At 67.6% G+C, this 11,791-nt stretch carries 9 protein-coding genes; 1 reads left to right on the top strand and 8 read right to left on the bottom strand.

Annotation, left to right across the window (positions count from 1 at the left end; all coding sequences use genetic code 11):
• Window positions 1-11: 11 nt before the first annotated feature.
• The 4 genes from ACQVDU_RS03630 to merA form a co-directional block, all read right to left on the bottom strand.
• Window positions 12-389: a sulfate permease gene (locus ACQVDU_RS03630; RefSeq protein WP_300591501.1), complete on the bottom strand. Its 378-nt coding sequence runs from the start codon at window positions 387-389 to the stop codon at window positions 12-14.
• Window positions 390-647: 258 nt separating this feature from the next.
• A complete protein-coding gene (mobF, locus tag ACQVDU_RS03625) occupies window positions 648-4,181 on the bottom strand; it encodes a MobF family relaxase (protein WP_443476392.1) in 3,534 nt (1,177 codons plus the stop codon).
• A 119-nt stretch (window positions 4,182-4,300) separates the two neighbouring features.
• Window positions 4,301-4,663: a hypothetical protein gene (locus ACQVDU_RS03620; RefSeq protein ID WP_300591503.1), complete on the bottom strand. Its 363-nt coding sequence runs from the start codon at window positions 4,661-4,663 to the stop codon at window positions 4,301-4,303.
• Between the two features lie 113 nt (window positions 4,664-4,776).
• Window positions 4,777-6,153: a mercury(II) reductase gene (gene merA / locus ACQVDU_RS03615; RefSeq protein ID WP_138176038.1), complete on the bottom strand. Its 1,377-nt coding sequence runs from the start codon at window positions 6,151-6,153 to the stop codon at window positions 4,777-4,779.
• A 100-nt stretch (window positions 6,154-6,253) separates the two neighbouring features.
• On the opposite strand from merA, the gene ACQVDU_RS03610 reads away from it, so the two are divergent.
• Entirely contained in the window at window positions 6,254-6,643 is a 390-nt protein-coding gene (locus tag ACQVDU_RS03610; protein WP_138176040.1) for a heavy metal-responsive transcriptional regulator, read from the top strand.
• A gap of 15 nt (window positions 6,644-6,658) precedes the next feature.
• Here ACQVDU_RS03610 and istB read toward each other — a convergent pair whose 3' ends face one another.
• The 4 genes from istB to ACQVDU_RS03590 form a co-directional block, all read right to left on the bottom strand.
• Entirely contained in the window at window positions 6,659-7,459 is an 801-nt protein-coding gene (gene istB, locus ACQVDU_RS03605) for an IS21-like element helper ATPase IstB (RefSeq protein WP_443476263.1), read from the bottom strand.
• Window positions 7,456-9,150, bottom strand: a complete 1,695-nt coding sequence (gene istA / locus ACQVDU_RS03600; RefSeq protein ID WP_138176056.1) for an IS21 family transposase — start codon at window positions 9,148-9,150, stop codon at window positions 7,456-7,458. The genes istB and istA overlap by 4 nt, the downstream gene beginning before the upstream one ends.
• A gap of 154 nt (window positions 9,151-9,304) precedes the next feature.
• A complete protein-coding gene (locus ACQVDU_RS03595) occupies window positions 9,305-9,508 on the bottom strand; it encodes a hypothetical protein (protein WP_300591505.1) in 204 nt (67 codons plus the stop codon).
• The gene (locus ACQVDU_RS03590; protein WP_443476262.1) at window positions 9,505-11,787 is read right to left on the bottom strand and encodes an AAA family ATPase; all 2,283 of its coding nucleotides are present in this window, start codon (window positions 11,785-11,787) and stop codon (window positions 9,505-9,507) included. Before ACQVDU_RS03590 ends, ACQVDU_RS03595 begins: the two co-directional genes overlap by 4 nt.
• Window positions 11,788-11,791: the final 4 nt, after the last annotated feature.

Raw genomic sequence — 11,791 nt, 5'->3', positions numbered from 1 at the left:
AGCGGGGCTTGTCAGCCTCTCGTAGAGGCGAGCACCGGAGGAGGCCCGCCCATCGCGTAAGCCGCCGACTTCTGCTCGAAGGCTTGGCGCCGCTCGGCGCGGCGAGCCCGGATCAGGATGATGAGGGTGATCGGGCCGTTGACGAGGAACTTCAGCGCGTTCCAGATGAACAGCAGCACGACCAGGTTCAGCCAGCCCGGCCCGCCGTCGGCGATCCACACCGTCAGCAGCCACGCGCCGAGCAGGTACAGCACGGCGATGAGCATGGCGGGCACGCCCCACTTCGGGCCGCGGCGCGTGTGCAGCGCGTCGAGCAGGATGTTCGTCGGCATGTACGTCCGCAGGAACAGCCGAACTCGGATGCTGAGATTCCAGAGCAGTCGGAACACGATGTCCGCCTCCCGAGAGGGTGCGTAGCTCCGCCGAGGAGGTAGATCATGTGGTGAGTGTCCCGAGGGACCGTCGAAAGCGACCTAGAAATCGTGGCTACTACCTCAAGATCAGGGTACGCCCGACCCGCGAGACGCGGAAGGGATGCGGCGGGAGTCGCGAGAGCGCCAAGTAAGGAGCCCCGCGTCTGGCGCGCACTCCAGCCCAGTGGCATGTCGGCTCGCAATGAGCAGTCGCTGAGCATGCCCGTTCTGCCCTTACAGGCGCGGCCCAGCGACCCTGAGACTGCGGGTGGTCGGTCCAGGTTCTGCCGCGCGTACCGCGAGCTGTTGCGCGCGAAGGGTCGCGGCGCGTGCTCGTGCCGCGTCTGCGCGTTGCGAAGCATCATCGCCGACAAGGCCGAGCCCCCTGGCCACGGCGATGCCGTACTTGTCGCGATAGGCCGCGACGGTGCGTGCCTCGCGTCGCCAAAGTGCGGCGAGCTGCGGATCAGAGGGTTCCATCCCGAGTCCCGAGATCCACTCCCCCGAGGACTCGACGGCCTCGGTGACGAGCGCGTCTGCTCGCTGCTCGATGAGCGCGGCACGTTCACGGAGTGCGCTGCGCATATCGTCGTCCATCGGGCCGAGCGCGGGAGTGACGACTCCGGCGATGGGCGTGGCGGGCTGGCGCACGCGCCCCGCGCCGTTCGTGTGCTCCAGGGCGCGGATCACCCGCTCGTGGAGCACCGCGGCCACATCGCCCGCGTCATTGAGCGGACGAGAAGCGACGAGAGCGCTCAGAAGGCGCTCGGCATCGTAGCCGTCGGCTTCGGCTCGGCGCAGCTCTGCGCTGAGCACGCCGAACGCGGTCGAGTCGATTGCTGCGGATGCCTCGGCCTCGGTGAGCCGCGTCCTTCGCAGCAGAGCCTCCCACCGTGGCTGTTGCGCGGCGGCGGCGATGGTCTCGTATTCGGCGGCGAGTTGCGCGACCGAGCCCCACACATCCTGCTCGGCGGCGATCGTCTGGCGGGCGGAGAGTTCCGCGCCGACGTGCTGGAGCACCCCGGCGAGCACCTTGCGCGCCGCGACCACGAGGGTGTCCTGAGCGGGCGGGTGAATGTGGTCATCATCGGGGCGGTTGAGGGAGACATAGGCGAAGTTCCCGGCCTTGCCACGGGTCATGGCGACGTAGAAGTTCTCGCGGGTCGCGCCGGGCTCGATGAGCGTGTGTCCGGTGTCGACCGTGACTCCTTGCGCCCGGTATGCGGTGACCGCGTAGCCGAGTTCGACATGCTCGGCGACGTATCCGGCAGGGAGTCGCAGCGTCGCGCCTCCGCGTCGCCCGGCAGGCCGCACTCGTAGCGACCCGTCGATGCCGATGGCGGTGATCGTCCACCGGCTGCCGTTGCGCACCCAGCCGCGTCCGGTGCGCAGTTCACGGTCGTTGCGGCGGGTGATGATCGCGTCCCCGACGGACGCCTCGGTGCAGTCGTGCAGCCGCACCTCGGCGCGCGCGTCGACCTGCCCGGCGAGGATGAGGTCGGCGCGGGCGCGCCGGTTCAGGGTGGTGACCATCGCGCTCGACTCGGCAATGAGGATGCTCGCCAGCCCCAACGCGCGGTCGCGCTGCCAGGCGGCGTAGGCGGCGTCGGCCATGCGCTCGGTTTCGCCCGCCCGGATACGACCGTGGGCCTGGTAGGTGTCGATGGCTTCGATGCGGCCGTTGCGTAGATCGCGGGTGGCACCCTTCTCCCAGGCTGCGGTGATGCGGCGCACGTCGGTCAACTCGGGCACGTCGGCACGGTCGGCGACGAGCATCCCGAACGCTCCCCCGGCGTCGACGGACTGGAGTTGCGCGGGATCGCCCACGAGCAGCACCTTCGCTCCGGCGTCGGCTGCGACGCGCACGAGCCGGTCGAGCGCGAGCGTCCCGGCGAGGGATGCCTCGTCCACGATCACGAGCTGCCCGGCGGTGAACCCGGTGCCGTGGTCGCGGTGGGTCTGCCACCACTTCGCGGTGTTCTCCGTCGGGATGCCGAGGTCACCGGCCAGCACCTCGGCCGCGACCGCGGACGGTGCCAGACCGACGACCGCGCCGCGCCCGTGCTCGGCCTCCCACGCACGCCGCAGCGCGCGCAGCGCGGTGGTCTTCCCCGCCCCCGCAGGGCCGACGAGCAGGTCGAGTACCCGACCCGACGACGCAATCGCTGCGAGCGCGGCGCGCTGGTCGTCGCCGAGCGTGCGCCCACGGTGGGGTTGCAGCGCGTGCGCGATGGTTGCGTCGGCCAGGCGCGGTGCAACCTGCTCGCGGGAGCGTGCAAGCAGACGGTCCTCGGCGGCGAGCACCGCGGCACCGCTGTAGCGGGCGGTGTTGCGGGGGCGGAACATGCTCGTCCCGTCCGCGCGCTGGAACGCGGCGGGGCTGGAGGCCAGCTCGGGCGGCGTGAGCCGGATGGACGCCTGCTCCGCGGCGTCGGTGACCATCCCCGTGATCGCCTCGCGGTCCTCGGTGGCGGTGAAGCGCCAGCCCATCGTCTGGCGTGCGGCCTCGGCGTAGAGATTCCAGTGGCTCCACGTCGTGCGCTTCTCGGCAACCGCGGCGACCACCGACGCGCCGAGCCTGGCGATCCGCTCCAGCGGCACATCCTCCGCGCGCAGGAGCTTCGCGGGCTCGACCGCGACGGCTTCTCGCGCCCATTCGGTTGCGTCCCGGCCCAGCAGTCGGCTCGCTCGGGTGCGCCACTCCTGGGCGAGGTCGGCGAGTGGGCGGACTTCCTTGTCGGGCCGGGTTGCCAGCGTCGCCTGCTGCCGCAGCCGGATGATCGTCTCCCGCGACGGCGCGTGCCCGTGCGCGATCTCGTACTCGGCGATCAGGCGGTCCTTCTCGATGTCGATGTGCCGGGACCGGGACGAGAACTCCGCGACCAACTCCTCCGGCACCGTGGCGACCGCCCACACCGGATTGCGGTCAGCTCCCCGCTCGCGCCGCTCCCAACCCACGCCGAGCGCGCGGGTGAGGTGGTCGGCGAAGACCGCGTTGTGCAGCTCGCTCAGCGCCACGGTCGCCGCGTGCAGCGGCCGGCTGTCCAGCGACCGCCACTTGCCGTCGAACACAGTGCGCACCTTGTTGCTCACCACTACATGCGTGTGCAACTGCGGATCACCCGCCCGCGAATCGAAATGATCGAACGCCGTGGCGATCAGCCCCGTCACTTCGACCTGCGCAACAGCGCCGTCGCGGGTGGTTGCGCCCGAGCGTGTCGCCGCAACCTCCCGCTCCATGAACGCAACGACCTCTGCAACGGCCGCATGGTGCGCCCCTGCGAACTGCGCCTGAGTCGCTGCGTCCGCAAGACCCCACAGCACCGACGCGGACTTCGGCAGTGAGAACGTGAAGTCAAACCCCGCGACCGCCCGCCGCGACCTGCGCGCCGATTCCTCGGTCTCGATCACCGCGACTGCCTCGGCGCGATCCGCCGCGCCCAGCGCCGGATCGAGCCGGGAGAGCCGCGTGGCGATCCGATCCTCAACGGCCGGGAACACCGGGTACGCCTTCCCCATCGGATCGCCCGTCACCGGGTCAAGGCCCATACCCAGCAGGAGCTGGAGCTGCGCCTCGGACACCTGCGCACCTTCGTGGATCTCGCCGTTCCCGAGCGCGGCAAGGCCGCCGCCCATCCAGCAGCCGGGTGGAGTGCCCTGCTCTGCGTAGTAACGGGTCAGCGGAGTCGAGAGCGCCCGCTCGCCGTCGGCGGATGCCACGGTGCGCAGCAGGTACTTGTAGCCGTCCCCCGCATCCATGACCCGCATCGAAACCGACACCCGGCACCGCCTCTCTCGTCAAAGAAGAGGTGAGCCGCTGAGCCCGCCGTCAGGCGGGGTCAGCCTCGATGTGCCAGACGTGTACCGGTCATGGCGGGCTTCCGAGGTCAGACAAGGCGGGCGCGGACGACGGCGATGTCGCGCTCATGATCGCGCACGATCCTGTCGGCCTTGGTCGTGAACTCCGACTTGTGGATCACGACGAGCCGGATACCCTGCTGCGGCAGGATCTCCGCCTTTCGCTGGTCGTAGAGCCGCCGCTGCTCGCCACGAGGCACACCGGAGACGGTCGCGCGACGGTCGAACAGCGGGACGGCCACGGTGTATTGCTTCTCCTGGAACTCGACGACGAGCCCCAGCGCAGGCCAATACCCGTCGACGGGGAGCCTGCGAGCCCGTCCGGTCGTCGGCGACACGTCACCGACAAGCCACAGGAACGTCGCCTGTCGCTCCCCGCGGACCCCGATCACCTCGTCGCAGAGGTCGAGAACATAGTTGACTTTGTCAACCTGATCTGGCCCCGGGGTGACGTTTTGAAGTGGCCCCGTCGAGGCGTCGGTTCGATGTGGGGCGCTGTCTGCTGTCAGGCGCAGCAGGAGGTGGGGAGTTCGTTGCGGAAGAGGTTCGCGGTGAGGCGGATGCCTTCGGCCATGGTGAGGTACGGGGCCCACGTGTCGGCGAGTTGGGTGACGGTGAATCCGGCTTTAATGGCGTAGGTCGCGGCGAGCATCATCTCGCCGGCGGTTTCGGCGAGGGCATGGACGCCGAGGACTTTGCCGGTGTCCGCGTCGGCGACGATCTTGATGCCGCCGCGGGTGTTGTGGTTCGTGATGGCTCGGGGCACATCGGACAGCCTCAGGTATCGGCAGGCGCACCGGTATCCGGCGGCGATGGCTTCGGCTTCGGTGATGCCGGCGGAGCCGAGCTGCGGCGCGGTGAACAGGACGGAGGGCAGCCCGGTGTAGTCGACCTGTTCGTGGTGGCCGAGGGCGTTGCGGGCTGCGATCTTCCCGGCCATCGCGGCGACGTACACGTACTGGGGCACGTCGGTGACGTCGCCGGCGGCGAACACGACCGGGTTCGTGGTCCGCTGCTGCTCGTCGACGATGATGAAGCCGCGGTCGTCGGTCGCGACGCCCGCCGCGGCGAGGTCGAGCCCGTTGGCGCGTGGTGTGCGTCCGGTGGCGATGAGGACGCGTTCTCCGGTGACCGCCTTGCCGGTGCGGGTGCGCACCCGCACCACGCCGTCGTCCTGGATGATCGTGGCGGCGCGGTCGCCTACGACGGTGATTCCCTCGGAGAGGAAGGCCTTGCGGAGTTCGGAGGAGAGTTCGGGCTCGGCGTGCGGGGCGAGCCGGCCAATGATGGTGACGGCCACGCCGAGGCGGGCGAAGAGCTGGGCTTGTTCGAGGCCGACGAAGCCGCCGCCGATCACTACGAGCGAGGCGGGCAACTCGGTGAGTTCCATTGCCGTGGTCGAGGTGAGGTAGTCGACGTGCTCAAGCCCGGGGATGGCCGGGACGTGCGGTTCGGCGCCGATGGCGACGAGATACGACCTGGCACGAACCGGTCGTTCGTCGATGAGGAGGGTTGCCGGGTCGGTGAATGTGGCGGCGCCGGGGAGGATGTCGAACCCGTAGGCGGCGGCGATGTCGGCGTACTTGGTCTGGCGGAGCATGCCGACGAGGTCATCCTTCTGCCGCACGAGGGCGCCGAGGTCGACAGTGCCGGCGGACGTGGGGGCGCCGGGGAACGGGTTCGCGAGGGCGGCGTGGCGGGTGTGCGCGGCGGCGAGGAGCGTCTTCGAGGGCACACAGCCGACGTTCACGCACGTACCGCCGAGGGTGCCGCGTTCGATGGCGACCACGCTGGCCCCTTCGAGTCGGGCGTGGATCGCGGCGGACATCGCCGCCCCGCCCGTGCCGATCACCGCAAGATCGAACTCGCTGTGCTGCGTCATGATGCCTCCTCGGGTGAACCGGGCCGCTTGCGCGGTCACATCCGTCAGAATGGACCTTCAAGCATGCTTGAAGGTCAAGCCCGTTGGTGGAGGTGTCACAATGCGGATCGGAGAGCTCGCGGAGAAGGCGAGGACGAGGCCGTCGACGCTGCGGTACTACGAGGAGCGCGGACTGCTGCCGCCGCCGGAGCGCACACCGGCCGGGTACCGCAGCTATGGCGACGAGACGGTGCAACGGCTCGCGTTCATCGGCCGGGCCCGCGCGGCGGGCCTCACCCTTGCGCAGGCCGCGGAGATCCTCGATGTTCGCGACGCGGGCCGTTCGCCGTGCGCGCATGTGCGGGACCTCCTTGACCGCCGACTCGTGGAGATCGACGAGCAGCTCGAGCAGCTGCACGCCCTGCGAGGGAGCATTGCCGAGCTTCGAGCGCACGCGGCCGCTACGGCGTCCGAAGCCTGCACACCGGAGTCCATCTGCCGCTACCTCTGAATGGCTTTCGGATCGCTACTGCCGCTGACGGGTGTAGTTGAGGCGATAGGAGGTGGTGCCGGTTTCGATGATGGTGCCGTTGAACGTGAGCCGGTCCACGATCGCCGCGCACAGGCGCGGGTCGGTGAAGGTCTTCGTCCAAGCGCTGATTGACTCGTTGGATGCAATCGCGACGGAGTTCTTCTCTTCGCGCTCGGTGAGGACCTGGAACAGGAGTTCCGCGCCGCGCCGGTCGAGTTCCATGTAGCCGAGCTCGTCGATCAGGAGCAGGTCGACGCGGCCGTACCGGTTGATGGTACGGGTGAGCTGTTTCTCGTCGGCGGCTTCGACGAGCTCGTTCACGAGCTTCGTGGCGAGGGTGTATCGGACGCGGAAGCCTTTCTCAGCTGCGGCGGTGCCCAGGCCGATGAGCAGGTGCGACTTCCCGGTGCCGGAGTCCCCGATCAAGCAGAGCGGGTCGCCGCGGCGGATCCAGTCCCCGTTCGCGAGGGTATGGATCGTCGCCGGGTTGATGTTCGGATTCGCGTCGTAGTCGAAGTCGCCGAGCCATTTGTTCCTCGGGAACCCGGCTGCGGACACGCGGCGGACCACGGACCTTCGGTCCCGGTCGTCGCACTCGGCGAGGAGGAGTTCGGCGTGGAAGCCTTGGTAGGTCAGCTGCTCGCGTTCCGCGGCCGTGATCGCTTCGTGCATCACGGCCCGCATGGTGGGTAGGCGGAGCCTGCGGCAGGCTTGGTCAACGGCGGCCGCGGCGGCTTCTTCGGTCAGCCCGCGCTGTCGACGCAGGGTCGTGGTGACGTTGGTGGGAGTGGTCATGTTCCGGTGATTCCTTCTCTCTTATCGGTGACCGGCGGTTCCGGTTCGGGACGTCGGCTGAGGAGTTCGTCGTAGTGGGCGACGGATGGCAGCGGCCGCCGGTCGGCTGGGAGTCCGGCGATCACCGCGGCCGGATCCGCGAGGCGACGCTGGGTGAGGCTGAAAACTCGCTGCACATCACGTCGCGGTTGTTCAACGCGATGACGGTCTGACTCGGGCCCGGCCGCGTGCAGGCGGGCTTCGACCGCGACGACGTCGGCAGACACCGCCCCGACCGTGAGCGCGGCACGGATCCCTGCGATCACGTCAACGGTTCGCATGGTCCTGTGGAGCAGGAGCACGTCGATCAGCGCCCTTGTGCCGGCGCTGTCGCCGTCGACCTTCCGCGCTTGCTGCCAGAACGCGTCATGCGTTGTCGTGAACACGCCGGCTTCGCGTGCACGGGCCAGCGCGGTGGATCCGGGCAACGCGCCGGGCTTGCGTCTGAGGACCTCGAGGTAGTGGTCGAGGTTGATCGATTCGCCGCCGCGGGCCACGACCCGCTCGTGCCGAGCGACCTCGGCGTGGCCATCGAACACCACAAGTTCAGACGCCCGCAACGAGACGCGCACCTTTCGCCCGATCAGACGGGCGGGCACGGAGTACCTCGCCATCCGCACGGTGATCAGGCTCGAACGGTCTACCCGCGGGTAGAGCACCAGGCCAGGGTCGAACAGCTCGCCTGGCAATGACGCAAGGCGTGCTTGTTCGTCGGTGAAGTCTTGCCCGACAGTGCGGATCCGGGTGTTGATACGCCGCTCGTTGTCGCGCGCGTCCCACCGGCGGATCTGCTCGTTCAACTCGGCGAGCGAGTCGATGACCGGCATCGGAGAAAGCCAGGTGCGACGAAACCGACCGACTTCGCCTTCGACGCCGCCCTTCTCATGGGCGCCATCGATCCCGGGCTGGCAGTAGAACGAGTCGAACCCGTAATGCGAGCGGAACAGCACCCACCGGTCGTTCTCTATCCGACTACGGCCCTTCCCGTACAGCACCGTCTGCACCGCGGCCGTGAGGTTGTCATATCGGATGTGCAGGGTCGGGATCCCACCGATCTCGTCGAACGCGTCGATGTGTCCCTCGAGGAACGCTTCCTGCGATTGCGTCGAGTACACCCGGTGCACCGCCTTCCCCGAGTGCGAGAGCCGGAACGTGAACATGTGGCACTTCGTCTTCACCCCGGCCAGGATCACCCAGACCTCGCCGAAATCGACTTCGGCTTCCTCACCAGGTGCGTGCTCCTGCGGGACGAACACCTCGACGCGGCGCCCGGCGGCGGCGTCGATCTGAGCACGACGTACGCGCACGTAGTCGCGGACCGTCGAGTAGGACAGTCCCGTCGCTTCGTGCTCGTCGACCAGCCGCGCGAGAACCCTTGTCGCCGTGTGCCGCTGCTTGCGAGGAGCGTCCAGATCCTGCGTGAGCATCGCGTCGATCACCGCCTTGTACGGCCCCAGCCGAGGCGACATCCGAGTCGGAGTCTTCCGCTGCGGCGGAACCGGCGACGCCAGCGCCTGCCGCACCGTGCGACGGTGCACCCCGAACCTGTCTGCCAACGCGCGCACCGATAGCCCGTCAACGCGCGAGGCACGCCGGATATCCGCGAACAATTCCACTTTCGACCCCTGCCGGGCCCGCTCATCCTGAAGCAACACGAAACACACGCTCGGGTGGGGCCAGATCAAACCGTCAGAACCGCCCCGGCAAGTCAGAAAGTGGGGCCACTCCTAGCCGTCACCCCGGGGCCAAAACAGACTGACAGAGCCACATAGTGCTCATCACTGTCGGCGCGCTTGCCCACGATGCCTACAGGTACTCGATGACGGCGACCGCACGGTAGCTCGTGGCGAACTCGCTGTAGGACGTGATCGACAGGGAGATGATCTTGTGCTCCGGCTTCTGCGACAACTCTGCGAGGAGTGCGTCGCGGATCGACCCGCTGAGCCTGTCGAAGATGTCGATTTCAACGATCTCCTGGCGTGAGGTCAGCCCCGTGGGGATGTCGGTCATTCGATTGCTTCACTCCCCGACTCGACCTCGACCGCCTGATCCTCCGCAGAGACTTCTTCGACAGGCTCGCCCATCATCATGCGGTAGTGACCGATCTGCCCCTGCTCCTCGAAGATGCGGCGGAACACACGGAGGTTGGCCTCTACGGTGCTCGGCGTCGGCGAGTAGTCGAGGTCATCGAAGATCGAGTGGGAGCCAGCATTGACCCAGGTGAAGAGCGAGCGACAGATGACTTGCTCGTCTCCCTCGAACTTGGCAATGATGGCGGGATCGTCGACACCGCCGAGCACTTTGAAGTAGGTCTCCAGGATGCGACGCAAGGTGTTCTGGAGGCCGACTGCGCTCTCCGAGGGACGCTCGGCCGACCTCTTGACCTCGTCCCACAGGGCACCGTAGGCGGTTTGGATCGGGTTGTCGTCGCGTAGCTCGACTTCGCTCGACTGCCCGCTTCGCTTCCGCACGACACCGTACTTCCAAGACCCGAGCTTCGGGCCGCCGTGCGGGCGATAGGTCACGTCCTTGTGGAAGTGAGCGTTGTGCGTCATGAGCAGGAGCTGCCGCACTCGGCCTGTGCCTGCTGCGACATCCTCGACGAGCCTGCGGACAAGGGTGGAGACGGCGTACAGCACATCGCTGTCGAGGCTTGATATCGGGTCGTCGATCACCGCCAGGAGATCATTCGGCTCGGCTTCATCCTGCGGCGAGCCATGTAGCGACTGAGCGAAATAGAGGAAGGTGATGAATGTCCGCTCGCCTTCGCTGAGGGTCTCCGTTGCGACGTCGCCGTTCGAGCGGACGAGGGTGTAACCGTCCTGAACTGCTGTCGACTCCGCCAGTGAGAAGGAATGGAAGCCGACGGAATCCAAGAGGCGGTTGATGCGGTCGATGATCGGCTTGCTTGATGTGACCTTCGCCTGAAGCTCGCGGAGGCGCGACTCTTTGGCGCGGATGTCCGCCGTCGCCGACACGATCTGCCCTTCGATGCTTTCCTTCCCCGTCAGGTGACCAGGCATCGCTCCCTCATAGCGGGCGAGTTCGGCGACGAGGGTCACCCGGGCGAACACGACCCAGCAGCGGTCGAGAAGCGACTTCCTCGCGGCTGATCGGTTCCTGAGGAGTAGGTTGAAGCCCTGGATTGCCGTGTTGGCCTCCCGAACAACGGCGTTGACGCCTTCTACCTGCGGCGAGGGATCGGGCACCGAGAGGATGCTCGACGGCCCGGACAGTTTTGCGCTCAGCTGTGCTCGGGTCTCAGCGATCACCAGCTCCAGCGCAGCACGCGCGGTCGCTAGCCGTTCGGCATTGAGGTGCTCGGCGACGCCCGGCTTCGCTGGCAGATCATCGAGATAGGTCGTCCACTGCTGCTCCCAGGACTCGAAGTGCTGGTTGAGGGCCGACAGTTGTTCCATCTGCTCGACGTAGGTCCGGTCGAAGTACGCCTCCAATTGCTCACCGAGGTCGGATGGAACGGTCTGCTGGCAGAACGGGCAGACACCGTTCGCGTGTTCGAGATGGGTACGACCATGCTGAACCCAGTCGGCGTTGCCGAGCTGCTGGATAAGAGGCGCGAGGCGCACATCCCCGCTACCCACGACTGCCGCGCCCAAGAGAGAGTGGCCCGGCGCGTCTTCGATCTTGATGTCGCGTCCAAGCGGCAGCTCCAGGAGCGGTTGCGCATCTTCCGCGAGAACTGCTGCTGCCTCGGAGGTAAGCGCCGTGAAGTCCTCGGAGGCAGAGAGGTTCGCCGCCGCGACTTCGAGCAGTCGGTCCAGAAGCCGATCTTTGCTGTTGTTGTACCCCGTGAACATCTCACGCAGTTCTGCAGGGACGTCATTGCGCTTCGCCCACGCCGCCTCCTTCAGCGCGGTACGGACACCATCGATCTCACCGTTCTTCGCGTCCAACGAGGCGCGGAGTCCCGCAAGGCCTTCTTTGGCAGCGGCGATGGAACCACTCGGTCCTGTCAGCGATTCGATCTCGGTCTGGATCTCAGCGTTCGTCTCGCCCAGGAGGAACACGCCAGCCAGGTGGCCTGCGGGCGTGAGCGTCGCATTGACGTAGTCGCGGTTGTAGACCTTGATGCCGAGCACGCTGGTCGCTGGGTTCCACTCCAAGGTGGTTCCCGTGAACCGCGTCGAGTCGGCCAAGGCGCGGCTGATCGTCGTCTTGCCGGAGCCGTTGGACCCGAAGAAGAAGTTCACCGGCTTGAGCGGGCCGATGTCTGTACCGGATGCCGGGTCGAAGGCGGGGGCACCGCGCAGCCGAAGGTACTGAAGCATCGCT

Source organism: Microbacterium sp. F2, assembly GCF_052274505.1.
Lineage (GTDB): Bacteria > Actinomycetota > Actinomycetes > Actinomycetales > Microbacteriaceae > Microbacterium.
This window is presented reverse-complemented; position numbering and strand designations above follow the sequence as displayed.

Excerpts from the sequence above, each read along its gene's own strand:
- mobF (WP_443476392.1), bottom strand. The coding sequence starts at position 4,181 with ATGCGGGTCATGGATGCGGGGGACGGCTACAAGTACCTGCTGCGCACC.
- merA (WP_138176038.1), bottom strand. The coding sequence starts at position 6,153 with ATGACGCAGCACAGCGAGTTCGATCTTGCGGTGATCGGCACGGGCGGG.
- ACQVDU_RS03610 (WP_138176040.1), top strand. The coding sequence starts at position 6,254 with ATGCGGATCGGAGAGCTCGCGGAGAAGGCGAGGACGAGGCCGTCGACG.
- istB (WP_443476263.1), bottom strand. The coding sequence starts at position 7,459 with ATGACCACTCCCACCAACGTCACCACGACCCTGCGTCGACAGCGCGGG.
- ACQVDU_RS03595 (WP_300591505.1), bottom strand. The coding sequence starts at position 9,508 with ATGACCGACATCCCCACGGGGCTGACCTCACGCCAGGAGATCGTTGAA.
- ACQVDU_RS03590 (WP_443476262.1), bottom strand. The coding sequence starts at position 11,787 with ATGCTTCAGTACCTTCGGCTGCGCGGTGCCCCCGCCTTCGACCCGGCA.